Source organism: Acidiphilium multivorum AIU301 (assembly GCF_000202835.1).
Taxonomy (GTDB): domain Bacteria; phylum Pseudomonadota; class Alphaproteobacteria; order Acetobacterales; family Acetobacteraceae; genus Acidiphilium; species Acidiphilium multivorum.
The window spans coordinates 156989-181720 of record NC_015186.1 but is presented as its reverse complement, the minus strand read 5'-3'; the positions used below and the strand labels follow the sequence as shown (position 1 = coordinate 181720).

The following is a 24732-nucleotide window of genomic DNA, read 5'->3' as shown; positions in this document are numbered from 1 at the left end:
CGGTGAACGTCTCATCGATCTTCATCCGGCGGCCGATCGGGACGACGCTGCTTGCCCTTGGCATCCTGATCGCCGGCGCGCTGGCCTATCTGCAACTGCCGGTCGCACCGGTGCCGAGCATTCCGATTCCCGCAATCGTCGTCTTCGCTTCCGATCCGGGGGCCTCGCCGGCGATCATGGCGAGCACCGTTGCGGCCCCGCTGGAACACGCGCTGGGCACGATTCCGGGGGTGAACGACATCCGCTCACAGAATTCGGTGGGTTCGACATCGGTCGTGCTGTTGTTCAATCCAGGGCCGGATATCAGCGTCTATGCCCACGCGGTGCAGGCCGCGATCAACGCCGCGCTGCCCAACCTGCCCGCCTCGATGCCACGACGGCCCTATTACAAGGAATTCAATCCGGCGTCGCGCCCGGTGATGTCGCTGGCACTGACCTCGGACACGATGAGCCTAGCGCAGATCTATAACGTTGCCGACACGGTGCTGGACCAGAGGCTGGCGCAGGTACCCGGGGTGGCGCAGGTCGGCATCTATGGCGGCGGATCGCCGGCCGTCAGGATCCGGCTGAACACACAGGCACTCGCCGCGGCCGGACTGACCAGCGCCGATGTCTACAACGCAGTACGCAGCGCCAATGTCACACAGCCGCTCGGCGTGATCGAAGGACCGCACCGAGCCTGGACGCTGGTTGCCAACGGACAGCTCACCAGCGCAACGCAATATCGCGACATCGTGCTCAAATCGGCGTCGGGCGCGCTGCTACGACTATCGGACGTGGCCTCCGTGATCGACGGCGTTGCCAACACGCAGCTTGCCGCGAGCGCGAACGGCAAGCCGGCGATCACCATCGAGATCACCAAGACCGCCGACGCCAACGTGATCAAGACGGTCGAGGGCGTGAGGAAACTGCTGCCAGACATCCGCACCTGGCTGCCGCCGTCGGTGAAGCTGTCGATCCTGAACGACCGCACGACAACCATCCGCGCGAGTGTGGCCGACATCCAGATCACGCTGCTGATCACCATCCTGCTCGTGCTCGCGGTGGTCACGCTGTTCATGCGCCGCATGACGCCGACCATCGCCGCCGGTGTCACGGTGCCGCTCTCGCTGGCCGGGACCGTGGGCGTGATGTGGGCACTGGGTTTCACGCTCGACAATTTTTCCCTGCTGGCGCTGACCATCTGCGTGGGCTTCGTGGTCGATGACGCGATCGTGATGATCGAGAATATTGTGACACAGCATGAGCGAGGCCTGAGCGGCATCGAGGCGGCTCTGGTTGGAGCGCGGCAAATCGGTTTCACCGTCATCTCGATCACGATCTCGCTCGTCGTCGTGTTCCTCCCGCTCACGCTGATGGGCGGTGTCATCGGCGACCTGTTCTACGAGTTCGCGATGACGCTTTCGGTGGCCATCCTGATCTCGGGCGCAATCTCGCTCACGGTCACGCCGATGGTTTGCGGGCATTTCATGGGGCGGACTCCGAAAGTGGGGCGTGACTCGCGGATCGCGCGTGGGATCGACCGGCTCTACCGGCGCAGCCTCGATGCCTACGCGCGCAGCCTAGACTGGGCGCTCGCACATCGCTGGCTGATGCTGGCGAGCTTCGCGCTCACCGTAGCCCTGACCATCTTCCTCTACATCAAGGTACCCAAGGCGTTCATTCCCGAGCAGGATTCGGGGCTGATCATCAGCCATACGATGGCACCGTCAGACGTGTCATTCTCGCGGATGAAACGGCTGGAAGCGCGCGTTGTTGCTGCGATCCTGAAAAATCCCGCCGTGGATACGGTGAGTTCGCGCATCGGCGTCGCCAACGGATTCTCCACCGCCAATCGCGGTCAGATGTTCATCCAGCTCAAGCCGCTATCCGAGCGCACGGCGTCGGCACAGGAGGTCGTGCGCCAGCTTCAAGCGCGACTCGCGCGGATTCCGGGAATCACCACGTTCATGTTTGTGGCGCAGGACCTGTTTTTTGGAGGACAGTCGAATGGCGGAGAATACAGCTTCTCGGTCGTCGATCCCTCTCTTGCGGGATTGGATCAGGTTACAACAGAGATCGAACGGAAGCTGCGCACGCTAAAGCAGGTCGACAATATCTCGACCGATCAGAACAAGGCACAGACCCAGATCACGGTCGAAATAGACCGCAACGCGGCTGCGCGTCTCGGCGTCTCGATTGCGGCGATCGACGGCGTGCTGCAGAACGCCTTCGCGCAGCAGCAGATTTCTCGGATTTACGAGGCCGAGAACCAGTATTCAGTGATCCTGAAGGTGCCGGAGGGATTGGATCGCTCACCCGTCGATCTCCAGCATATCTATGTCGCCGGCACGAAAGGGCCGCTGCCGCTTTCGGCTGTCGCGCATTATGTCCGGGCGACGGCACCGCTCTCCGTCACGCATCTCGACGGCTTGCCAGCCGGGACGATCAGCTTCAATGTCGCAAAGGGAACGTCTCTCGGGCAGGCGATCACCGCGGTGAAACAGGCCATCGCCTCACTTCCGCTGCCCGCTTCCGTGAAGATCAGTTTTGGCGGTAACGCGCGTTATTTCATGAAGTCGGTGAGCGACGAGCCGCTCCTGATCCTCGCGGCGCTGATCGCGATCTACATCGTGCTAGGCGTACTCTATGAAAGCCTCGTCCAGCCGCTGACCATTCTCTCCACGCTGCCGTCAGCCGGCGTTGGCGCCCTGCTCGCCTTGCTGGTGACCGGCACACCGCTCTCGGTCATCGGCATTATCGGCATTTTCCTGCTGATGGGGATCGTCAAGAAGAATGGCATCATGCTGGTCGATTTCGCGCTGAATGCCGAGCGTGAGCATGACATGACGCCGGCCGAGGCGATCCGCGCCGCCTGCCTCGAACGCTTCCGGCCCATCATGATGACGTCACTTGCCGCCGCCCTCGGGGCGCTGCCCCTCGCCTTCGCAGTCGGCACGGGCGAACAGCTCCGCCGGCCACTCGGTATCGCGGTGATCGGCGGACTAATCGTTTGCCAGGCATTGACGCTCTACACCACGCCCGTGATCTATCTAGCGCTGACCGGGTTCGGCCGCCGCCGGGCCCGAAGGCTGGCGACCCTGCCGGCGGAATGAGCGTTATCTAACGCGACGTCAGGGACCGATAGAGAGCCGCATAGTTTCGCGCTGGCTCGGTCCAGGAAACGTCGAGCGCCATCGCGTTGCGCTGCATACGGCTCCACTTGTCGGGATCCGCAAATAGTGCCGCGGCGCGTCGGAGGCCGTCCGAGAGGCCGGCCTCGCTTACAGGCCCGAACTGGATTCCCGTGGCGACACCGGCGGATATGGCGACGGGATTGGCGTCGATCACGGTGTCGACCAGGCCGCCGACCAGCGAGACCACGGGAATTGCGCCATAGCGCTGGGCCGCCAGTTGCGTAAGGCCGCAGGGCTCGAACCGTGACGGCACGAGAATCGCGTCGGCACCGCCCTGAATGAGATGCGAGAGCGATTCCTCGAAGCCGATGATCGCGGCAACGCGGCCCGGCCGAGCCGCTACTGCCTCGCGCAGCGAAGCCTCGATCCCGGTTTCGCCAGTACCGAGCACCGCGAGCTGCGCCCCCAGCGCGTCGAGAACGGGCAGGGCCTCGATGATTAGGTCGATCCCCTTCTGCCCGGCCAGGCGGCTGACCACGCCGAACAGCAGCGCGCGCGGATCCGGCGCGAGGCCCATCCGCGCCTGTACTGCGCGCTTGTTCACCGCCCGCGCAGCAAGATTTGCGACATCATAACGCGCGGCAAGATGTTCATCGGTAGCAGGATTCCACGTTGCCGTATCGAGGCCATTGAGAATGCCATGCACTGCGCTGCCACGCTTGCGAAGCAACCCGTCGAGCCCCATGCCGCCATCCTGCGTCGCGATCTCGGTGGCATAGCGGGGCGAGACGGTGGTGATGGCGTCGGCGAATTGCAGACCGGCCTTGAGGAAGCCGATGCCGCCGAAATATTCCACACCGTCGATGACGAAGGCGCTGGCCGGCAGACCGAGCCCGCCGAGAAGATGGGCAGGAAACCAGCCCTGAAATGCAAGGTTGTGAACGGTGAATACGCAGGGCGGCGCGGCATGACCTTCATAATGAAGATAGGCGGGCACGAGACCGGCCTGCCAATCATGCGCATGGAGCAGATCGGGCACGAAGCCACCGACGGCACCGCGGGCGAGGAGCGCGCCCGCCCGGCAAAGCGCCGCGAAGCGCTGCGCGTTGTCGGACCAATCGGCGCCGTTCGAGGCGATGTAGGGATTTCCCGGGCGCGCATAGAGATGCGGTGCATCCAGCACGAAGAGATCGTGCCTGCCGGCGGCCGCGGCGCGAATCTCCGCTGCACCGCCGAAGAGGTCGGGAATCCGCAGGACGGATTCCGCGCGATCGAGCGCGGCGGTGACGGCTGGATAGCCCGGCACCAGCGACCGCACCGTGATTCCTTCGGACGACAGGGCCGCCGGGAGCGCGCCCATCACGTCGGCGAGGCCGCCGGTCTTGACGAGCGGGTAGATTTCCGATCCGACCGAGAGGACGCGCATGATCAGGCGGTCATCAGCCGGTCGAGCATCGGCTGGGTGATCAGACACACCCCCTGCGCGGTGCGGCGGAACCGCCGCGCGTCGTCCTCGGGATCCTCTCCCACGACCAGCCCTTCCGGAATCCGCACGCCGCGATCGATCACCACATTGGCAAGCCGAGCATGGCGGCCGATATCGGCACCCGGCAGGATCACCGCGTCACTGACCTGCGAGAAGGAATTCACGCGTACTCCGGTGAATAGCAGCGAGCGGCGCAGCGACGCCCCGGAGACAATGCAGCCGCCGGAGACAAGCGACGATACCGCCTGGCCGCGCCGGCCCTCCTCATCATGGATGAATTTCGCGGGCGGCGTGCCTTCGGTGTGGGTCCAGATCGGCCAGGTGCGATCATAGATGTCGAGCGCAGGCACGAAATCGGTCAGGTCGATGTTGGCCTCCCAATAAGCATCGATCGTGCCGACATCGCGCCAGTAGGGCTCCGGCTCCTGCGCCGAACGGACGCAGGAACGCGCAAAGTGATGTGCAAAGGCGCGGCCTTCGCGCACCAGCGCCGGGATGATGTCGCCGCCGAAGTCATGTTTCGAATGGGGATCATCGGCATCGCGTCGCAGCACGTCGAACAGGAAGGCCCGCTGGAAGACATAGATACCCATGCTCGCCAGCGCGACTCCCTCGCGACCCGGAATCGGCGGCGGGTTCGCCGGCTTTTCGAGAAAGTCGATGATGCGGTCGGATTCGTCAACATGCATGACGCCGAAGCCCCTGGCGTCGGCAAGCGGGACTTCCACGCAGGCGATGGTGACATCTGCCTGCTGGGCAACATGCTGCTGGAGCAACACCTCATAGTCCATCTTGTAGATGTGGTCGCCGGCGAGGATGATGATGTATTCAGGCCCGATGCTTTCGATGATGTCGATGTTCTGGTAGACGGCGTCGGCGGTGCCGAGATACCAGTTCTGTTCGGAAATCCGCTGGCTGGCGGGGAGGATATCGAAACTCTCGTTGCGCTCGCGTCGGAAGAACGCCCAGCCGAGCTGAAGATGACGAATGAGGCTGTGGGCCTTGTATTGAGTGGCGACGCCGATATGGCGGATGCCGGAATTCAAGGCATTGGAGAGAGCGAAATCAATGATGCGCCACTTGCCGCCGAACTGCACCGCCGGCTTGGCTCGCCGGTCGGTCAGTTCGTGAAGACGTGAGCCACGGCCGCCGGCAAGCACATAAGCCATGGCGCTGCGCGACAGCGGTGTGGTCCGTTCGGTGCGTCCGTTCATTGTTTTTCCTCCCTCATGCCGCCGGGACGTCTGGCGGACTTGTTTCAGTTGTATCGGCTCATCTCTCCAAGCCTGTTACATGCCAAATCTTTTCCGCGTATTCGCCGATCGCACGATCGGACGAAAACGGCCCCATGCCCGCCGTATTGAGCACCGCGGCACGCCACCAGGCGTCGCGATCGCGCCATAGCGCGGCGACGCGGCGCTGGGCCTCGGCATAGGAATCGAAGTCGGCGGTGACAAGGAAGCGGTCGGTACGGCGCAACTCGTCGACGATCGGGGCGAAGCGCGTATCCTCGCCGGGTGAGAAGGTGCCGCGACCGATCGCCTCGATTGCGCCGGCCAGCGCGGGCGAAGCGACGATCGAGAATTCCGGATGCCAGCCGTCGAGCCGGCGCACAGCAACCTCTGCTGCGGTAAGGCCGAAGATGAAGATATTGTCAGCGCGCACGTGATCGCGGATCTCGATATTCGCTCCGTCGAGCGTGCCGATGGTGAGCGCGCCGTTCAATGCGAATTTCATGTTGCCGGTGCCGGAAGCTTCCATGCCGGCCGTCGAGATCTGCTCGGACAGATCTGCGGCGGGAATGATGATCTCCGCGAGACTGACATTGAAGTTCGGCAGGAATACGACCTTGAGCAAGTCGCTGGTGACCGGATCGCTATTGATCACGCTCGCGACGTCGTTGATCAGCCTGATGATCAGCCGCGCCTGCGCGTAGCTCGCCGCGGCCTTGCCGGCGAAGATCTTCACACGCGGCACCCACCCCGCCGCGGGTCGGGCGCGGATCGCCTGCCAGAGCGACACCGCTTCGAGAATGTTGAGCAGTTGCCGTTTATACTCGTGAAGGCGCTTGACGTGGACATCGAACAGCGCGTCGGGATCCAGGCCGATACCGAGTTGCTCGCCGACCAGATTCGAGAGCGCCACCTTGTTGGCGCGCCGGCAGGCGATGAGCCGGGCGCGGAGACCGGGATCGCCGGCCAGCCCGCGCAGACCGGCAAGGACCGAGGGATCGTCGAGGACGGCGTCGCCAAGCACATCGACCAGCAGGCCGGTCAGTCGCGGATTGGCCTCGAACAGCCAGCGGCGAAAGGTGATTCCGTTGGTGACATTGGTGATCCGGTCGGGATGGAGCACGTGCAGGTCGTGAAAGACGGTCTCGCGCATCAGGCCGGTGTGCAGCGCGGAGACGCCGTTGACACGGTGCGAGCCGACAAAGGCAAGCGTGCCCATACGCACGCGGCGGCCCTGGGTCTCGTCGATCATGGACAGGCTTGCCTGCAGCGAGTCCGAAGCCGCCCCCTTCGCGCGGGCCGCTTCGAGATGGTCGGCATTGAGTCGGTAGATGATCTGCATGTGTCGCGGCAGCAGACGCTCCATCAGCGCGACTGGCCAGGTCTCCAACGCCTCGGGCAGCAGCGTGTGGTTGGTGTAGGAAAAGCAGCCACAGGTGATGCGCCAGGCTTCATTCCAGGCGGTTCCGTGCCGGTCGACAAGCAGGCGCATCATCTCGGCGATCGCGATCGCGGGGTGGGTGTCGTTGAGCTGGATCGCCGCCATGTCCGGCAGTCGGGAGAGATCGTAGCCTTCGGCGAGATGGCGGCGGAGGATGTCGTGCAGTGAGGCAGCGGAAAAAAAATATTCCTGGCGGAGCCTGAGTTCCTGGCCGGCCGGCGTCGTATCCGACGGGTAGAGGACACGCGAGACTGATCGCGCCCGCACGTCGTCGGCGACGGCGCCGAGGTAGTCGCCAGCGTTGAAGGCGTCGAGTCGCAGCGGCGCGACGGCCCGCGCGGACCAGAGGCGAAGCCGGTTCGCATGCCGTGCCCGCCAGCCGATGACCGGCGTATCATGGGCAACGGCACGCACGAGCTCGGCGGGATGCCAGACGCAGCGGGTGGCACCATCATCGTCGCCAACCTGCTCGACATGGCCACCGAAGCCGATATCGCAGTCCCGCTCCGGCCGGCGGATTTCCCAGGGATTGCCGGCGGCGAGCCAGTCTTCCGGTAATTCGACCTGAACGCCGTTGCGGATCTCCTGACGGAACAATCCGTTCTCGTATCGGATTCCATAACCGCAGGTCGGGATCGCAAGACTGGCCGCACTCTCCATGAAACAGGCGGCGAGCCGACCGAGCCCGCCATTACCGAGGGCAGCATCGGGCTCGGCGGCTCGGACGCGCTCGAAATCTGCACCGAGTTCGCCAAGGGCCGCGCGCGTCAGGCCGGTCATGTCGAGATTGGTCAGGGTGTCCACCAGCAAGCGGCCGACCAGGAACTCAAGTGAGAGATAATAGACGCGCTTGTGCCCGGCCGCGCGGGTGAGATTGTCCGAATCGAGGGCGTGCGCAACCACGCGGTCGCGCAGGGCAAGAGCGAGCGCCTCGAACCAGTCGCGATCGCTGGCCGTGCGTTGGTCCCTGCCAAGGGCATAGACCAGCTTCGCAAGAATTGCGTCCCGCCAGTCGGCAACGGAACGGATGGGAGCGAGCGCCAGCGGAACGGCAGGGCCCGGCGCGCGGCCGGATGCGGGAAGATCGGAGTGATCCCGCGTAGACACGTTACTCATCGGGAGCGCCTCTGTTTCCGGTTTTCATGTATGGCGCGCTTTCCGATCTGTGGGGTCGGATACCGAGCGCCATCAGTCTGAAAGAGCGAGTATCCTGATCCGGTCAGATGAGGTCATTCGATCGGATTATGTACTAGCGTGGCACGAAACCCGCTCAGCCTGCAATCTGCATGTTCCGCACATGCTCCAGCGGCCAGCGCGGCCGGCAGCGCACGCCGAGCGGATCGGCGGCGTCGCCAGCGCGCAGGCGCTCGATCGCCGCCCAGGCGACCATGACCGCATTGTCGGTGCAGAGGCGGAGCGGCGGTGCGGCGAGGGGAAGGCCTGCGCCGGCGGCAATATCGGCCAGCGCGGCGCGCACCGCCTTGTTGGCGGCGACCCCGCCGGCGACGACCACCGCTGTCGCGCCGGGCAGCATCGCCAGGGCATGGCGCAGCCGATCGGCCAGGGCCGCGACCACCGCGCTCTGGAAGGCGAAGGCGAGATCGGCTGCGAAATCGCGCGGCAGACCGCCTTCCGGCTGCCGGGCGACAAGTTGAGCAACGGCGGTCTTCAGGCCGGAGAAGGAAAAGTCGCAGCCGGGCCGGCCAAGCATCGGCCGCGGCAGGTCGAATCGGCCGCCCTGCCCTTCGGCGGCAAGACGCTCCAGCGCCGGGCCGCCGGGATAGGGCAGGCCAAGCAGTTTCGCGACCTTGTCGAAGGCCTCGCCGGCCGCATCGTCCAGCGTGGTGCCAAGCCGGCGATAGCGTCCGACCCCCTCCACCGCGATGAGCGCCGTGTGCCCGCCGGAGACAAGCAGCAACAGATAGGGGAAGTTCGGCGGGTTGCCGCCGGTGTCCGGCAGACGCGCGGTGAGCGCATGGGCTTCGAGATGGTTGATCGCGATGAACGGCACGTCGGCTGCCAGCGCCATCCCTCTGGCCGTATTGGCGCCGACGATAAGGCCGCCGATAAGGCCTGGGCCGGCCGTGGCGGCAATCGCGACAAGGCCGGACGGCGTGGTGCCGGTGGCCGCCAGCGCGCGGTGGATCATGTCCGGCAGCAATGCGAGATGGGCGCGCGCGGCAATTTCCGGCACCACGCCGCCGAAGGGCGCGTGGTCGGCGATCTGGCTGGCGACGAACTCGGCACGGATCCGCCCCGCGCCGTCGAGCACGGCGCAGGCTGTTTCGTCGCACGAACTCTCGATACCGAGGATCAGCGAGTCGTGGCCCAACGCGTCGCCGCTTGCGGCTTTTCTTTCCATCGCGATCCTTTTAAGCAGTGAAGATGCACCAGGAAAGCTCGTCGGGCAGCAAAGTCGCCCCCCATTCCGGCCGCCGGCTGCCGCTACGAGTCGGCACCCGCGGGTCGCCGCTAGCCCTCCGGCAGACCGACATGTTCCTCGCGGCGCTGCGCGAGATCTGCCCGGCCCTCGGTTTCGCGCCGGATGCCTTCGCGCCCGAGATCATCAGCACGACCGGTGACCGGGTGACCGACCGCCCCCTCGCCGAAATCGGCGGCAAGGGGCTGTTCGCCAAGGAAATCCATGAGGCGCTGCTCGACGGGCGGATCGACTTCGCAGTGCACAGCCTCAAGGATCTCGAGACCGCATTGCCGGACGGCATCATCCTCGCCTGCACGATGAAGCGCGAGGACGCCCGCGACGCGCTGATCCTTGCCGACGGGCTCGGGCCGGTGAACGACGGCGATATCTGGTCGAGCCTGCCGAAGGGCGCGCGGGTCGGCACCTCGTCGGTGCGGCGGCAGGCGCAACTGCTGCATGCCCGGCCCGACCTACAGATCGGCCTGCTGCGCGGCAATGTCCGCACCAGGCTGGATGCGGCACGCATTGGCACGTTCGATGCAACCTTGCTCGCTCTCGCCGGGCTGCGGCGGCTTGGATTCGAAGAGGAGGTGGCCGCAGCCATCGACCCGGAAGCGATGGTGCCAGCCGCCTGCCAGGGGATTGTCGGGATTACCGTGCGGGCGGCAGACAGCCGGCTCGCCGAACTGCTCGCGGCGATCGAGAATCACGAGGCGAAGGCAGTCTCCAAGGCAGAGCGGGCATTGCTCGCTGCGCTTGACGGTTCCTGCCGCACGCCGATCGGCGGACATGCACGGCTGCTGCCGGATGGCAATCTGCACCTGACAGGGCTCACAGCGCGTCCGGATGGCAGTTTCCTGCTGAAGCGCAGCGAGGTGGCGAACGCCGCCGATGCAGCGCGACTGGGGGCGGAACTCGGTGCCTCGCTGCGGCGCGACAGCCCGGCCGACATCTTTCTTGACTGACACCGGTGCGACAGAGCCGCTCACCGTCCTGGTGACGCGCCCCGAACCGGGCGGCAGCGCCACCGCCGCCGCCCTCCGCGCGGCAGGATATGTGCCGGTTCTCGCGCCCTGTCTTGAGATCGAACCATTGCCGGGGGCTTTGCCGACGCTGGTGGATGGAATCGTGATCGCCAGCACCCAGGCGCTGCCCGGCCTGCCACCGGCACTGCGGGCCGTGCCGCTGTTCGCGGTGGGTGATGCCACCGCCGCCCGCGCGCGGGCAGCCGGGTTCATCGACGTCGCGAGTGCCGCCGGAACGGCACGGGAACTGGCGGCGCTGTTGGGTGAGCGGCTCGCTCCCGGCGCACGGCTGCTGCTGGCCTGTGGTGCAGGGCACAGCATGGATCTCGCTGCTGATCTTCGCGGCCGCGGCTTCCGGGTGACACGTCGGGTGGTGTACCGCTCGCGCCCGGCCCGGCAGCTCGACGCGGCAGCCCAGGCGGCGCTGGAGGCAGGCGAAATCGACCGGGTGATGGTATTCTCACCAGCCAGCGCGCGGCGTTTCGTGACCCTCATCACTGAGGCGGGGCTCGACGGGGCGCTGGCCGGGGCGATTGCCGTGGCAATCAGCCCGGCGGCTGCGGCCCCGCTCACGCGCCTGCCCTTCCGCGACATCCGCAGCGCGGTTTCGCCCGATCAGGATCACATGATAACGATACTGGCATGACCGAGCACGACCCGAACCAGACCCCGACCGCTCCCTCCGCCACCGGCGAACCGGCGCTAGCCGCCGCGCCAGAGCCTCAGGCTGCCGACCCCGCGACCGCACAGGCCGCGACGGACGTGCCCCGGCACAGGCGCACGGCGCTCGGCCTCGTGACCGTCGCCATTCTCGCGCTTGCTGTCGGCGAGGTCTTTCTGCTTCGCGCCCAGTTCGACGCGGCGGGGCAGTCAGCCCGGATCGCGCAGCTGTCAACCCGGATCGGCGCGCTGCGAAATCGGGTGGCATCGCTGGAGCAGAAACTGACCACTGTTGCCGCGGAGGCGAAAAAGCCAGTGCCCGCCGAACCGGCGCCCGCCCTGCCCGCCGATCTCGCAGCGCGGATCGGCAAGATCGAGTCCAGCATCGCGGCGCTGTCGACCACCACCCTCGCCGATCACGCCGCGGTGACGCGGCTGCGGCAGCAGAGCGGCGACCTGCCCGCACTCGCGGCAAAGGCGAAGACCCTGGCTCTGATCGCGCAGGCGAGCCTGAATCTGCAGAACGGACTGCCGCTCGGCAATATTCCCGGCGCACCGGCTGCCCTCGCCGCCTACGCCACCGCAAAGCCACCGACGCTTGCCGGGCTGAAGGCAAGCTTCCCGACCTATGCGGAAGCCGCCACACACGCTGCCGGTGACGCCGCGCCGCAAGGCGGGTTCTGGCAGAGGACGAAAGCGCGGGTGGAAAGCCTCGTCACCGTGCGGCATGGCGACAAGGTCCTGATCGGCAGCCTGGCCGAGGGCATTCTCGGCAAGGCGCAGGCCGCGCTTGGACGGGATGATCTGAAGGCAACCCTCGCTGTCCTCGCGAAACTTCCGCCGGACGCAGCCACGGCAATGAAGCCTTGGACCGAAAAAGCCAGCGGGCTTCTTGCGGCGCGAACGGCGCTTGCCGGAATGGCGGAGAAGGCCTGATGCTGCGCGCCTTCCGCTTCGCCCTCGTCGCGATCACCCTGCTGGGCATCGCCTGGTTTCTTGCCGGCCTGCAAGGGCATGTGACTGTCGAGATCGGGACCTATGCCGCCACCGCATCGACGCCGGTGGCTATCCTGCTGCTGGTTCTGCTGATTGTTGTCGTTGTCCTGGTACTTGGCTTGCTGCGCGGGGCACTCAGCCTGCCCAGGCGGATATCGGTGAGGCGCGGCCGCGCGCGGCGTGATGCCGCCGATTCCGCCGCGCTGCGCGCGCTTTCGGCGCTCGCAGCGGGCGACACCGAAGCTGCCGCCGGCCATGCGCGAACCGCACGGCGGCATGCACCAGAGGCGCCGCTCACGCTTTATGTGAGCGCCGAAACGGCGCGACAGGCGGGCGACGCTGCGGGGGCCGAGGCGCTGTTCTCCAACCTGGCGAAACATGGCGATGCCGGATTCCTCGGTTGGCGCGGCCTGCTGACCGCACGCCCACTGCCCCAGGATGACCCAGACAGGCTGGCGCGCTCGGCAGAACAGGCCCGCCAGGCGGCGGCATCTTATCCTAATTCGGCGTGGTTGCGCGAGCAGCGGGTGCGGATCGCGCTGGGACAGGGACGGTTCAGCGAGGCGGCGCGGCTGGCGACCGATCCGGCGGCGCGCGCGGCACTGGCTATCATGGCCTCACGCGAGGTGGCTGGCGAACCGCTGGCGATCGACTGGGCGCGGGACGCCGTGCGCTTGGCACCGGGCCTGCCGGAAGCGCATCTCGCACTTTTCGAGGCGCGTGCGAAGGCTGGCCAGGCCTGGCGGGCAAAGCGGGCGCTGAAGCGGGGCTGGCGGATCGCGCCGCATCCCGACCTTGCCGATGCCTGGCTGGCGGCGCTGACATCGCCGCTGGAACGGGCGACGGCAGCGGCCAAACTCGCCGAACTCAACCCCGGGCATCCGGAGAGCGAGGCGTTACTGGCGCGCACGGCCCGCGCTGCGAACCTGGTCGGCGAGGCCGAACGGCACGAACGGCACGGCGGCGGCAAAGGCGTATGGGTCTGCGCGACCTGCGACACCGAACACGAGGCGTGGCAGCCGACCTGCCGCAAATGTGGGGCAATCGGTTCGCTCGGCTGGTTGCGCCGGACGAATCCCGAGTCTACGCCCCGCCTGTTGCCGGCACCGCAACCGGCGGCCTGACAATCCGCCGGCGGCGCAGGAACCGGCGCTCGATGCCGTAGTGCAGCATAGCGGCCAGGATGATCGACCCAGCCACCGTCGCCCCGCCCCAGCAGAGCCCGAACAGGAGGGGGCTGCCGGATAGAATCGGGCCAAGCGCCAAGGCGAGCGCGCGGCCGACAGGTTCGTTCACCAGATAGAGTGGATAGGAGATCAGCCCAAGCCAAAGCACGGGCGGCGATCCGAGACATCGCGCCAGTAGCCTGAACGGCCGCCATGCGGGTACGCGCTGGGCGGCAACCGCAATCGCCCAGGCAAGAGGCGGCAAGAGCTTGGCAAGCCGCCCCCAACCCGCGCCGTGACTGGCGCCGAGTGCCATCGTCATGATGAGCATGATCACGAACAACCTCCACGCCCCTACCCGATCGCCGGACCAGAACCGCGAGGCAGCGACGCCGAGCGCGAAATAGGCGGCTTCGTTCGGCAGAAAGGCCCTGCTGAACCGCCAGGGAGCCGGGATACAGGCGGCATAGATCCGGGCAAGAACGGCCAGTCCGATGAGAGCCAGCGAAAGACGCACAAGGGTGCCATCGCGACCATCGCACCGGAGAGCGACAAGCGCGATTACCGCATAGAACTGCCATTCGGTCGAAAGGCTCCAGGCCGGGCCGAGGAGGGCGAAGGGGCCGTCCGGCAGCAAGCGGTGCGGCAACGCCCCGTGCAGGAAGACCAGATGAGCCAGTATCTCGAAGACAGGGTGCTGCGGCGGGCCAGCCGGCCAGATATCGGCCGCCGGGTCGCCGGGCGCGAGCCATGGCATGGTTGCGAAAGGCGAGCCCCCCTTGAGCATCAACAGAGTCGAGCCGACCAGTACAATCATATAGACGGGCAGAAGCCGGCGTGCGCGGGCGACGAGGAACGATCCCGGGCGGCGACCGAACCGGGTCATGGACTGCACGATCACCAGCCCGGACAGGGCAAAGAACAGGTCGACCGCAGCGAGACCGTGGCTCACAAGCCCTTGCGCAGCCCACATGGCCAGCGGCGGCAATGGCAGGAACGGTACCAGATGGCCGACCAGCACATATATCGCGAGAACGCCGCGCAATCCGTCAAGCCGGATCAGCCGGCCTATTGCAGAACCTTCCTCCCGCGCCACCATGGCGCGGAGAATATCACAACTTCAAATTGTATTGAACAGAATATTACAATCGACGACGACCGAGCAGGGCATGATAGGCAACGAGTATGATCACCGCGCCGACGACCGAGACGAACAGGCTGTAGAGAAAGCCGCCACCGGGCGCGAAGCCAAGCGCAAGGAAAATCTGGCCGCCGACTAGCGCGCCGACGATGCCGAGTACGATATCGAGGATCGGTCCCTTGCCGCCGTTATCGACGATCTGGCTGGCGATCCAGCCCGCGATCAGGCCAAGAATGATAAAACCTATCAGGTGCATTCCCCGAATCCCTCTTTCGTTCGTGAGACAAGAGATGGGGGACCGCCTCAGTGCGGACAAGGCCGCCTGTCAGCCCAGGTCGCCGGAGACGGGCTGAAGCCGGCGCGCCTCGATGCCCTGCCAGGCAAGCAGGACGGGTACAGCGATCAGAAGGTCGCGCGCGCGCCGCAGCAGCGAGACCGAAAGCGCAATGTCGGGCGGAATGCCGAATACGGCGCCGAGCAATGTATAGGCCGCCTCCTGCACGCCGAGTCGGCCGGGAACGAAGAAGCCGGTGGACAGGATCGCGTGCAGAAGTGCCTCGATCGCCAAGGCATCGCGGAGCGAGATATTCTGGCCCAGCGCGCGAAAGGCGACGAAGGAGGCGACGCCGGTGCCGAACCAGCACAGGAGGTGCATCGCGCCGGCGGCGATGAGCCGCCCGCGTCGGGCATAGATCGTATCGAGCGCGGATTGCAGGCGCTGGATCCCGATCGAGGCGGCATCGGCCGATTGCCCAGCGATCCGCATCGCCAGCCCACTGAAAAGGCGGCTCATCCCCTTCTGCATCAGCAGGAAGGACAGGCCGGCGACCAGCGCCATGGCGAGGCCGATGCTCATCGGCAGCACCAGAGCGCTGTCCGGCACCAAGGCTACCAGCAGAATCACGCCGATGCCGACGAAGACGAGTTCGGCAAGGAATTCGAGAGTTACGTCGGCCAGCGTCGAGGCCGCCGCGTCGGCGAAGGAGACCCCACCCAGGGCGATGGCCCGGCCGCCGATCACGAACCCGCCGACATGCGAGAAGGGCAGAAATTCACCGGCCGAGTCGCGCACCATCCGGCCCCAGTAGAGCAGGAGGAAGCTTCCGCCATAGCGGCGGCGCAGCAAAAGCCGCCAGGCCAACGCGAGTCCGGCGATGATCACCATCTGCACGCCGAGATAGGCGATGAAGCCGGGCAGGCTGATCCGTTCGAGCGCGCGAATCACATCGCCCCAGCCGAGCCATGCGATCGTGCCGGTGAAGAGGAGGAGTCCGACCAGCGCGAACACGGCCGGCCAGATGCCGAGACGGCGGATCACGACACGGCGCTCAGCAAGGAGAGACGGGCAGGATAAGATCCTAACACTTGATTTCACTCACTCCGCAAGCCGGAAAAAGGGCGCGGCCTGACACCACTGGTTCGCCCTTAGCAGATCGCGCGGGTCCGGGGTATTGCCATTGCCGGGGGGCCTGCACTTTGCCTCGGCGCCGGCAATCAAGTATGCCCTCGGCAGGATTTTTCCATGGCAGGCATGAGCAGCGATTCTTCTTCTCCGCTCGAGACGGTTGCGCGCCCCATCGCCGACGACCGGCCGGTTCTTGTCACCGGCGCGACCGGCTTCGTCGGCGCCGCCGTGGCCCGAGCGCTGGTCCGGCACGGTTTCAGGCTGCGGCTGATGCACCGCGCTTCGAGCGACATGCGCAATCTCGCGCAACTGCCCGGCGAGCGGGTGGTCGGTGACCTCACCGATCCAAACTCGTTGGCGCAAGCGGTCGAGGGCTGCTCGCACATCTTTCACGTGGCCGCCGATTATCGTCTCTACGTGCCCGATCCGGCGGCGATGAGGGCGGTGAATATCGACGGCACCATTGCCCTGTTCCGCGCGGCACAGGCGGACGGGGCGTGCCGGATGGTCTATACCAGCAGCGTCGCCGCTCTCGGCCTGACTCACGATGGTAGCCCGGCCGACGAGGCGACGCCGCATGCGGCGGAGGATCATGTCGGCCCCTACAAGCGGTCGAAATACGAGGCCGAGTTGGCGGTGAAGAAGCTTGTCGCCGAGGGGTTGGATATCGTCATCGTCAATCCGGCCGCCCCGGTTGGACCAGGCGACATCAAGCCGACGCCGACCGGCCGCATGGTGCTGGACGCCGCTCGCGGCCATATGCCGGCCTATGTCGAGACCGGCATGAACATCGTGCATGTGGATGACGTCGCCGAGGGTCATGTGCTTGCTCTGACGCGGGGACGGCGCGGCGAGAGCTACATTCTCGGTGGCGAGAATCTCATGCTCTCCGAAATCGGGCGAATGATCACACGGCTGGCCGGCAAGCCGCCGCCACGGGTAAAATTGCCGATCGGCCCGCTGATGCCGGTTGCGGCGCTCATGGAAGCCTGGGCGCGGATCTCGGGCCATGAGCCGCTGATGACGCGCGACATGCTGACCATGGCGCGAAAGCGGATGTTCTATTCTTCGGAGAAGGCCGTTCGGGAACTCGGCTATCATGCCCGCCCGGCAGAGGAAGCGATGCGCGATGCGCTCGCCGATTTCTGCCGCCGCGGCCTGCTGCCGAGCCTCGCCTTCGAGCCGGATGGAGCGACCGCATGACCCTGCTTGCCCTGCTCGCGCTGCTGGCTTGGATCTACCTATATCTGCTGCACGGCCAGTTCTGGCAGAGCGGCCCGGAACTCGCCCCGGCGCGGCCGGCAACCGCGGTTCCGGTAGACATCATCGTGCCGGCGCGCGACGAGGCGGAAACGATCGGGGCGGTCGTGCAATCGCTGCTGGCTCAAGATTATGCCGGGCCGTTCCGGGTGATCCTGGTCGACGATGGCAGTACGGATCGCACAGGCGACATCGCGATCCGGGCGGCGAACGGCGATCCGCGCTTTGCCCTGCTGCGCGGCGGCGAAAAGCCAGCCGGCTGGTCGGGCAAACTCTGGGCATTGGAACAGGGAGTAGCGCACGGCGCGGCGCCAGTGCTGCTGTTCACCGATGCCGATATTGTTCACGATCCGCGGCATCTGGCGACGCTGGCCGCGAGGTTGGTGACACCGGAGCGCGGCGCGCGGCTCGACATGGTTTCGGAAATGGTGCGTCTGAACTGCGAAAGCGCCGCCGAACGCGCGCTGGTGCCGGCTTTCGTCTACTTCTTCCAGATGCTCTACCCGTTCGCCCGCGTGAACGATCCGCTCGACGGCACCGCCGCCGCGGCCGGCGGCACGGTGCTGATCCGGCGCGAGGCGCTGGAGCGGGCTGGCGGACTCGCGGCGATGCACGGCGCGCTGATCGACGACGTCACGCTGGCCGGCCGGGTCAAGCGCGGCGGCGCCGTGTTCCTCGGGCATTCCGGCCTCGCTCGCTCGATCCGCCCCTATCCGCGGCTTGCCGAAATCAGGGCGATGATCTCGCGCACTGCCTTTACCCAGCTGCATTATTCCGGGCTGCTGCTCGCGCTCACGCTGGCTGGGCTGGCGGTCGTCTGGCTGGTGCCGCCGCTTGCCCTCCTTTTCGGGCATGAAGTCGCGGCCTTGTGCGGGCTGATTGCCTCGCTGCTCGCGGTGCTGAGCTATCAGCCGACGCTGCGGCGCTACGGACGCGGCTGGTATTGGGGGCTGGCACTACCGCTGATCGCGCTTGTCTATATGGAGGCGACGTTGGCCTCCGCACTGCGCTACTGGCGTGGCACGGGGGCTGCCTGGAAAAGCCGCGATTATGGAGCCGACGCATGAGTGCCGCCGCGAGCATTGAACACGCTTCTGGCAAGGACCGCGGCGACGAGAATTTCCCGGTCGGCTCTTGGCTGATTCGCGCCGGGCTGCGCCGGCACGTGCATGCCTATTACGCGTTCGCGCGCAATGCCGACGACATCGCCGATCATCCCGATCTTGCTCCGGCGGAAAAGATCGCCCGCCTCAATGCAATGGAAGCGGTGCTGGACGGCGACGATCCGACGCGTTCGCCTTCGGCGGCACGGCTTCGCGAGAGCCTGGCGGAGACCAACGTCGATCCGGTCCATGCGCGCGAATTGCTCGTTGCCTTCCGGCAGGATGCGACCAAGACACGCTATGCGAGTTGGGACGAGTTGATGCGCTATTGTCGCTATTCGGCGGCGCCGGTCGGACGTTACGTGCTCGATCTGCACGGCGAGAGCCGCCAGAGTTGGCCTGCCTCCGACGCGCTGTGCGCCAGCCTGCAGGTGCTCAACCACCTTCAGGATTGCGCGAAGGATTTCGACACCCTCGACCGATCCTACATCCCCGGTGACTGGTTGCAGGCGGTCGGGCTCGGGCCGGACGCCGTCACCGCGAAGGCGACTCCCCCGGCACTGCGCTCGGTGTTCGATGCGATGCTGAAAAGGACGGCGGAGTTAAACGCGAAGGCGGCGCGTCTTCCGGGATTCGTGGTCGCCCGCGGGTTGCGGGTGGAGACGGCGATCATCGTTGGCCTCGCCCGCCGGCTGCACCGCCGCCTACTGCGGGAGGATCCGCTGGCCGGGCGCGTGAAGCTGCGCCGTAACGACGCCATCAGCGCCGTACTCGCCGGCCTTCCACGCCTGCTCTGATGTTCATTCCCGCCAACGCCGCGCGCTTCGCCGATGACGCCGCAACCGTCGCCGCCGCGACGCGCGCCGCCGGCACGTCCTTCTATCGCGGCATGAGTGTTCTCCCTGCGCCGCGCCGCACCGCGATGTATGCAATCTACACGTTCTGCCGGATCGTGGACGATATCGCCGACGAAGAGGCGCCGCTTGCGGCGAAGCGCGAAGGGCTCGATGCCTGGCGCCGGCGGATCGACGCGCTGCCCGAAGGCGGTGATGACCCGGTCACCCGCCTGCTGCGCGATGCCTCGCTGCGCTACGCGCTGCGGCGGGAGGATTTCCACGCGATCATCGACGGGATGGAGATGGATGCCGGCGCGCCGATCATCGCGCCGGACATGGCCACGCTCGATCTGTATTGCGACCGCGTGGCCTCGGCAGTGGGACGCCTGTCGATCCGGGTGTTCGGCGAGGTTTCGGCACAGGGCGACAGGGTGGCACATCATCTCGGCCGGGCGTTGCAACTCACCAACATCCTGCGCGATGTCGGCGAGGATGCGGCGCGGGGGCGAATATATCTCCCGCGCGAGGCGCTGGAGGCTGCCGATGCTGCTGCCAATCCGGCAACGCTGCTGGCCGATCCGGGACTGAAGCGGGCAATGGCCGAGATCGCCGGGCTGGCCGAGCAACATTTCGCTGAGGCCGCTGCCGCGATGCGCGGCTGCGACCGCCGCGCCGTGCTGCCGGCACGAATGATGGCGGATGCCTATCGGCCGTTGCTGGGGGTGATGCGCGCGGCGGGTTTCGCCCATCCCGAGCGCCGGCCCAGCCTGCCAGCCTGGCGCAAGCTGCGCCTTGCCGCCGAGCTTCTCATCCGGACCGACCGGCACCGATGACCCGCGTCCATGTGATCGGCGCCGGCATGGCCGGGCTGTCCGCCGCGACAACCCTCGCCGCGCGGGGGCGCCGGGTGGTGCTGTACGAGGCGGCGAAATGGGCCGGTGGGCGCTGCCGCTCCTATCACGACGCCGCACTTGGCTGCCGCATCGACAATGGCAACCACCTTCTGCTGTCGGGCAACCGCAGCACGATGACCTATCTGCGGCGGATCGGCGCCGAGGAAACGCTGACCGGGCCGAGCCACCCGCTTTTTCCGTTCATCGACCTTATTTCCGGCGATGCCTGGACACTGCGGCTCAACCGCGGCAGGCTGCCTTGGTGGGTGCTGCGCCGGGGTTGGCGCGTGCCTGGCACTGACGCGCTGGACTATCTCGCGCTGCGCCGGCTCGAACGCGCGGCGGTAACAGACACAGTGGCCGGGATGCTCGGCGGATTGGGCACATTGTATGACAGGCTGCTCGAACCGCTGGCGATCGCGGCGCTCAACACGAAACCGGAGACGGCCTCCGCTGCACCAATGGCCGCGGTCGTTCGGGAAAGCCTCGCGCGCGGAGGCGCCGCGACCATACCGCGTATGCCGAAGATCGGGCTTTCGGAGAGCCTTGTCGATCCCGCCCTCGCCTTTCTGCGCGCAAGCGGGGCGGAATTGCGCTTCGGTGCGCGGATTGCCGGACTGACGATGACCGATGCGCGGGTGACCGGCCTGGTCGGCCCCAATGTAGATGAGATCGTCGGGTCCGACGAACGGGTCATCTTGGCCACTCCACCCTGGGTCGCGGCCGAACTGCTGCCCGGCCTCACCGTGCCCGACGCTCACGAGGCGATCATCAACCTGCATTTCCGTGCCGGCATCGATCCGGGGCCGGCCGGCTTCTATGGCCTGATCGGCGGTGCCGCCGAATGGGTGTTCGAGAAACCCGAAGTGGTCTCCGTGACCATCAGCGCGGCGAATGACCGTCTCGAGCAGGAGACCGATCGCCTTGCCGCCGAAGTGTGGTCCGATCTGCGCCGTGGTTTCGGTCTGCCACGCGCCATGCCTCCGTGGCGCGTTGTGAAGGAGAAGCGTGCAACCTTCGCTGCGACACCGGAACAGCTTGCGCGCCGACCGGGCTCAAGCACCCGGCTCGTCAACCTGCGCCTCGCCGGGGACTATACCGCGACCGGCCTGCCCTCGACCATTGAAGGGGCGATCCGATCAGGCGAATCTGCAGCGCAGCATATCTGACGCCATAACTTTCGACATCGCAAAAACTCGAAATCAGATTGCCCGTTGGCCTCTTCCACGCATTGGGCCAACGCCTCATTTCTGGCGGAAAATCAGACATCTGGAACAATCTCGATGCCTTCTTGCAACCTTCAAATTTCCTGCCGCCAGGTTTGGCAAATCTGCAACACTCTTCATTAGTTGCTCGCCAGCCGACGCAATTCTGTCATTTACACTTGACCCACGTGCCTGCACCCGGAAAAACTGCCCAAAATATGTAAGAGTCATGCGGCGCTCGGCTCGGGTGCCGTCAACTGGGAGGCAACTGAACGGCGACATGCTGGGTTTTTGCGTGGCCGGAGAGTCGATCGGGATTTCAGAGCGAAGGCGTGGGGCGCGCGCGATCGAGGCGAACCGGCGGATCATCGAGAAATTGCTGGAGCGCGAGGGCTATGCCGCCCATCGCCGCCGCACTGCCGCTCATCTCGGAGACGACGATCTCGACATCTCTATAGATCGCCGCAAGCGCATTGGCTTCCAGCGTCTCCATCGCCGCGGGCAGCAGGAACGGCGCGAGCTGCGCGAGGCTGCCGCCGAGCACGATACGGCGCGGACTGATAATGTTGATCAGGTTCGCCAGGGCGAGCCCGAGATGACGCCCGGCCTCGGCGAGCACGGCGCGTGCCACGGGGTCGCCAGCCTCGCAGGCCTTGCGGACGGAAGCGACATCTCTCGCCCCGTGGCCTCGGGCGGCGAGATCGCTCAGGATTGCCTTTTCGGATACATAGGCTTCGAAGCAGCCCTGACCACCGCAACCACAGGCACGTCCGCCGGGCACAATCTTCATGTGGCCGATTTCGCCAGCCAGTCCATGAGGGCCGCGGTAAAGCTCACCCATCAAATAGAGCCCGCCGCCGATGCCCGAACGACCCATCACGTAAACGAAGTCGGCTATGTCGCGGCTTGCTCCGAAGAGGTGCTCCGCCAAGGCTGCCGCCTTCACGTCGTTCTCGACACGGACCGGCACCTTCAGTTTCTGGGCGAGATTTTCGGCGACATCGAGATCACGCCACCCGATATTGGGCGCGAAGACGATACGCCCGCCGGTCGAGACGAGCGCTGGCATGGCGACTCCCGCGGCAAGAAGCGTGGCGCGCGTGGCGCGCAACGAGCGCAAGGCTGCGGTAACGCCGCTGCGGGCGGCGGCGATTGCAGCCTCTGGCGCCGTGCTGCCGGGCACCGCGAGATCGGCGCAGGCGGTACCGTCGATGGTCGAGATCACGATGCGGATGGCGTCCGGTTCGACGCTGATACCCGCGAGATATCCGGCTCGCGGATCAAGGCTCAGCGCCGTGGTTGGCCGCCCGGCTCGGCCGGTCGGCGCATCAGTGTCGCGCCGAACAATGCCGCCCGATTCAAGATTGTTGATGATGATCGAAATGGTCGCAGGATCGATACCGGAAATCTGCGAAAGCTTCTGCTGCGAGATGCCTGGATTCTGGCGGATCATGTGGAACAGCCGCGCCGAATTGATGCGCCGCACCAGGGCAGAATTCACGCGCGCGCGGGTCATCCGCGCCCCCTCGCCGGCCGAATCATCGCGCCGTCCGAGCCGCGACGCCACCGATATGAATCTTTCTTGACATTGAAAACGCTCCTCTCTAGTGGTTTCTTAAAGAGTAAAAATAATTCGTGCAAGCGAGCTCGGGGCAGCGCGGCACAGAAATCAAACGGGGACGGAACAATGCCGACGTCGGCGACTGAAGCACATCATGCAGTTTGCACAATTTCGCGCGCGACGCAGTTTCCGCGCGTCTTCCACGTGGCGTGGCCCGGCGCGGTCAATGCCCCCGTCTACCCGTTGCAGATGGCGAAGCAGCGGGCAGGATCTGCGCGCAAGGCGCGGATTTCGCCAGCAAAAAAGTCTTTCAACATGGAGGTTCAACCATAATGCGAAACATTAGCAACCAGGCGGGCGACGTCCCGGCCCGGTCTGCGACGCGGAAGCTGCGCCGCGCAGCATGCGCCGCAGGCGTGATCAGCCTTTTCGGCCTCGCACCGCTCGCGCACGCGCAGAGCCTGGGCGACGCACTGCGGCAGACCACCTTCCAGGGCATGATCGGGGCGATTCACTTCGATTATGCAAATAATGGTCACACTTCGAAGAGCACTCACTCCTTCGCGATCGGCGGGCATCTGATTGCCCACACCGGATCGTTCAACGGGTTCAGTGTTGGCCTTGGCGGTTACACGGCGCAGTCGCTCGGCCTCTACAGCAAGAACGACACACACTACTACAGCGAACTGACCGGTTCGTATTTTGGCATCCAGTCGTTCCGGCAGGCGTATCTGCAGTATCAGACGCCGAAAGTGGAGATCCGTTTCGGCCGTCAGCTGATCCAGACGCCCTACGCCAATCAGGACTACAACACGTTCAACCCGCGCGCCTTCATGGGCGTTGCCGGTGTTGTGAACGTGCTTGGCAATGGCTCTGACAAGGTCGATGCAGGCGCGCTGAGTCTCGAAGATAATCCCGCTGCGTTCAGCGTCTTCATGACCCGGATGTTTGATTACGAAAGCCGCTACAGCAGCTCATTTACTGCAGCCAACCGCTACTCCGGCACGAAGCCGACCAACGGCTTTATCGCCATCGGCGCCCGGTATCACGGCGACGTCGGCTCTATGCAGTTGACCGCGCAGGCCTGGTATTATGATTTCTATCAGTACGCGCAGATGGTTTATGGCCAACTCGACGTAGTGCAACCCTTGAGCAATGGCCAGGCCATCTTCGGCGCAGTCCAGGCCCTGACGGAAGGCAATTCCGCTGGAAATTCTAACAATATCGCCGCTCTGACGAATAATAATGTTGGTAGCGTCAATGCACATGTCTATGGTGCAAAATTAGGATATTCCTTCGGCGATGGTAGCATTGCGCTGGTTGGCGACTACGCGCCGACCGAGTACAATTCGTTCCACCATGGCGGTGTTGTGCACCCGTACAACGATAATACCGGCACTTCCTTTACAGATACCATGCAAACCGGCATCGCGAATCTGGGGCCAGGCTATGCATATGGTGTGACGACGAGCTACGCTTTCCTCAACAAGAAGCTGAAGGTTGACGTCTCGTACATTCGCTACCTTGCACGCTATGGGTTCGGCGGCGACTCCAGAAACTATACGTATGGTGGCGCTTACGGTTTCTCGAGCACGAACTATATTCCGAACCAGCAACTTTGGGCACTTGATGCTAGCGCATCGTATGATCTCTCATCGGTGCTGAAAGGGCTCTCGGTCGCCGAGGATACCGATATAGCGCAAGCAGAAAACCGGGCTGGCTACACGCAATACAATCATAATCCCTATTTCAGCAGCCGCTTCTATCTCGAATATAACTTCTGA

At 65.5% G+C, this 24732-nt stretch carries 19 protein-coding genes; 11 read left to right on the top strand and 8 right to left on the bottom strand.

The window, feature by feature from the left end:
- The first annotated feature begins 2 nt into the window (after positions 1-2).
- Complete coding sequence (locus ACMV_RS00750) at positions 3-3095, top strand: efflux RND transporter permease subunit (RefSeq protein ID WP_007424619.1); 3093 nt, start codon at positions 3-5, stop codon at positions 3093-3095.
- A gap of 7 nt (positions 3096-3102) precedes the next feature.
- Here ACMV_RS00750 and glgA read toward each other — a convergent pair whose 3' ends face one another.
- The 4 genes from glgA to tsaD form a co-directional block, all read right to left on the bottom strand.
- Positions 3103-4542: a glycogen synthase GlgA gene (gene glgA / locus ACMV_RS00745; RefSeq protein WP_013639214.1), complete on the bottom strand. Its 1440-nt coding sequence runs from the start codon at positions 4540-4542 to the stop codon at positions 3103-3105.
- Positions 4543-4544: 2 nt separating this feature from the next.
- On the bottom strand, positions 4545-5816 hold the full coding sequence (glgC, locus tag ACMV_RS00740; RefSeq protein ID WP_013639213.1) for a glucose-1-phosphate adenylyltransferase: 1272 nt from the start codon (positions 5814-5816) through the stop codon (positions 4545-4547).
- A gap of 58 nt (positions 5817-5874) precedes the next feature.
- Entirely contained in the window at positions 5875-8391 is a 2517-nt protein-coding gene (locus ACMV_RS00735; RefSeq protein ID WP_013639212.1) for a glycogen/starch/alpha-glucan phosphorylase, read from the bottom strand.
- Between the two features lie 154 nt (positions 8392-8545).
- Positions 8546-9637 (bottom strand): tRNA (adenosine(37)-N6)-threonylcarbamoyltransferase complex transferase subunit TsaD, encoded by a 1092-nt coding sequence (gene tsaD, locus ACMV_RS00730; protein WP_013639211.1) that lies wholly within the window; start codon positions 9635-9637, stop codon positions 8546-8548.
- A gap of 23 nt (positions 9638-9660) precedes the next feature.
- On the opposite strand from tsaD, the gene hemC reads away from it, so the two are divergent.
- The 4 genes from hemC to ACMV_RS00710 are packed head-to-tail and all read left to right on the top strand — an operon-like array spanning position 9661 to position 13502.
- The gene (hemC, locus tag ACMV_RS00725) at positions 9661-10662 is read left to right on the top strand and encodes a hydroxymethylbilane synthase (protein ID WP_035186576.1); all 1002 of its coding nucleotides are present in this window, start codon (positions 9661-9663) and stop codon (positions 10660-10662) included.
- Complete coding sequence (locus tag ACMV_RS00720; RefSeq protein WP_035186575.1) at positions 10655-11368, top strand: uroporphyrinogen-III synthase; 714 nt, start codon at positions 10655-10657, stop codon at positions 11366-11368. Before hemC ends, ACMV_RS00720 begins: the two co-directional genes overlap by 8 nt.
- Entirely contained in the window at positions 11365-12318 is a 954-nt protein-coding gene (locus ACMV_RS00715; RefSeq protein WP_007424612.1) for a COG4223 family protein, read from the top strand. The genes ACMV_RS00720 and ACMV_RS00715 overlap by 4 nt, the downstream gene beginning before the upstream one ends.
- Positions 12318-13502, top strand: a complete 1185-nt coding sequence (locus ACMV_RS00710; RefSeq protein ID WP_007424611.1) for a heme biosynthesis HemY N-terminal domain-containing protein — start codon at positions 12318-12320, stop codon at positions 13500-13502. Before ACMV_RS00715 ends, ACMV_RS00710 begins: the two co-directional genes overlap by 1 nt.
- On the opposite strand, the gene ACMV_RS00705 is transcribed toward ACMV_RS00710, so the two are convergent.
- The 3 genes from ACMV_RS00705 to ACMV_RS00695 all read right to left on the bottom strand — a co-directional run bounded on the left by ACMV_RS00705 (position 13462) and on the right by ACMV_RS00695 (position 16003).
- A complete protein-coding gene (locus tag ACMV_RS00705; RefSeq protein WP_011941296.1) occupies positions 13462-14643 on the bottom strand; it encodes an acyltransferase family protein in 1182 nt (393 codons plus the stop codon). The two genes, ACMV_RS00710 and ACMV_RS00705, sit on opposite strands and share 41 nt — an antisense overlap.
- A 43-nt stretch (positions 14644-14686) precedes the next feature.
- Positions 14687-14941 carry a GlsB/YeaQ/YmgE family stress response membrane protein gene (locus ACMV_RS00700; RefSeq protein WP_007424610.1) on the bottom strand — a complete coding sequence of 85 codons (255 nt, stop codon included), beginning with the start codon at positions 14939-14941 and terminating at the stop codon, positions 14687-14689.
- A gap of 69 nt (positions 14942-15010) precedes the next feature.
- Positions 15011-16003 carry a flippase-like domain-containing protein gene (locus tag ACMV_RS00695; protein WP_172637318.1) on the bottom strand — a complete coding sequence of 331 codons (993 nt, stop codon included), beginning with the start codon at positions 16001-16003 and terminating at the stop codon, positions 15011-15013.
- Between the two features lie 213 nt (positions 16004-16216).
- Here ACMV_RS00695 and hpnA point away from each other — a divergent pair, with 213 nt between their 5' ends.
- The 5 genes from hpnA to hpnE are packed head-to-tail and all read left to right on the top strand — an operon-like array spanning position 16217 to position 21351.
- On the top strand, positions 16217-17293 hold the full coding sequence (hpnA, locus tag ACMV_RS00690) for a hopanoid-associated sugar epimerase (RefSeq protein WP_048857820.1): 1077 nt from the start codon (positions 16217-16219) through the stop codon (positions 17291-17293).
- Positions 17290-18417 carry a glycosyltransferase gene (locus ACMV_RS00685; RefSeq protein WP_013639206.1) on the top strand — a complete coding sequence of 376 codons (1128 nt, stop codon included), beginning with the start codon at positions 17290-17292 and terminating at the stop codon, positions 18415-18417. Before hpnA ends, ACMV_RS00685 begins: the two co-directional genes overlap by 4 nt.
- A complete protein-coding gene (hpnC, locus tag ACMV_RS00680; RefSeq protein WP_013639205.1) occupies positions 18414-19250 on the top strand; it encodes a squalene synthase HpnC in 837 nt (278 codons plus the stop codon). The genes ACMV_RS00685 and hpnC overlap by 4 nt, the downstream gene beginning before the upstream one ends.
- Positions 19250-20122 (top strand): presqualene diphosphate synthase HpnD, encoded by an 873-nt coding sequence (gene hpnD, locus ACMV_RS00675; RefSeq protein WP_013639204.1) that lies wholly within the window; start codon positions 19250-19252, stop codon positions 20120-20122. Before hpnC ends, hpnD begins: the two co-directional genes overlap by 1 nt.
- Positions 20119-21351 (top strand): hydroxysqualene dehydroxylase HpnE, encoded by a 1233-nt coding sequence (gene hpnE / locus ACMV_RS00670; RefSeq protein WP_013639203.1) that lies wholly within the window; start codon positions 20119-20121, stop codon positions 21349-21351. Before hpnD ends, hpnE begins: the two co-directional genes overlap by 4 nt.
- A 355-nt stretch (positions 21352-21706) precedes the next feature.
- On the opposite strand, the gene ACMV_RS00665 is transcribed toward hpnE, so the two are convergent.
- Positions 21707-22954, bottom strand: coding sequence for an ROK family transcriptional regulator (locus ACMV_RS00665; protein WP_013639202.1), 1248 nt, complete (start codon positions 22952-22954; stop codon positions 21707-21709).
- 326 nt (positions 22955-23280) lie between these two features.
- On the opposite strand from ACMV_RS00665, the gene ACMV_RS00660 reads away from it, so the two are divergent.
- Complete coding sequence (locus ACMV_RS00660; RefSeq protein ID WP_013639200.1) at positions 23281-24732, top strand: hypothetical protein; 1452 nt, start codon at positions 23281-23283, stop codon at positions 24730-24732.

What these genes read in the sequence shown, in the direction of transcription:
- hpnD (WP_013639204.1), top strand. Translation starts at nt 19,250, where the DNA reads ATGTTCATTCCCGCCAACGCCGCGCGCTTCGCCGATGACGCCGCAACC.
- ACMV_RS00660 (WP_013639200.1), top strand. Translation starts at nt 23,281, where the DNA reads ATGCGAAACATTAGCAACCAGGCGGGCGACGTCCCGGCCCGGTCTGCG.
- ACMV_RS00735 (WP_013639212.1), bottom strand. Translation starts at nt 8,391, where the DNA reads ATGAGTAACGTGTCTACGCGGGATCACTCCGATCTTCCCGCATCCGGC.
- hpnC (WP_013639205.1), top strand. Translation starts at nt 18,414, where the DNA reads ATGAGTGCCGCCGCGAGCATTGAACACGCTTCTGGCAAGGACCGCGGC.
- ACMV_RS00685 (WP_013639206.1), top strand. Translation starts at nt 17,290, where the DNA reads ATGACCCTGCTTGCCCTGCTCGCGCTGCTGGCTTGGATCTACCTATAT.
- glgC (WP_013639213.1), bottom strand. Translation starts at nt 5,816, where the DNA reads ATGAACGGACGCACCGAACGGACCACACCGCTGTCGCGCAGCGCCATG.
- glgA (WP_013639214.1), bottom strand. Translation starts at nt 4,542, where the DNA reads ATGCGCGTCCTCTCGGTCGGATCGGAAATCTACCCGCTCGTCAAGACC.
- tsaD (WP_013639211.1), bottom strand. Translation starts at nt 9,637, where the DNA reads ATGGAAAGAAAAGCCGCAAGCGGCGACGCGTTGGGCCACGACTCGCTG.
- ACMV_RS00705 (WP_011941296.1), bottom strand. Translation starts at nt 14,643, where the DNA reads ATGGTGGCGCGGGAGGAAGGTTCTGCAATAGGCCGGCTGATCCGGCTT.
- ACMV_RS00710 (WP_007424611.1), top strand. Translation starts at nt 12,318, where the DNA reads ATGCTGCGCGCCTTCCGCTTCGCCCTCGTCGCGATCACCCTGCTGGGC.
- hemC (WP_035186576.1), top strand. Translation starts at nt 9,661, where the DNA reads ATGCACCAGGAAAGCTCGTCGGGCAGCAAAGTCGCCCCCCATTCCGGC.
- hpnA (WP_048857820.1), top strand. Translation starts at nt 16,217, where the DNA reads ATGAGCAGCGATTCTTCTTCTCCGCTCGAGACGGTTGCGCGCCCCATC.
- hpnE (WP_013639203.1), top strand. Translation starts at nt 20,119, where the DNA reads ATGACCCGCGTCCATGTGATCGGCGCCGGCATGGCCGGGCTGTCCGCC.
- ACMV_RS00715 (WP_007424612.1), top strand. Translation starts at nt 11,365, where the DNA reads ATGACCGAGCACGACCCGAACCAGACCCCGACCGCTCCCTCCGCCACC.
- ACMV_RS00700 (WP_007424610.1), bottom strand. Translation starts at nt 14,941, where the DNA reads ATGCACCTGATAGGTTTTATCATTCTTGGCCTGATCGCGGGCTGGATC.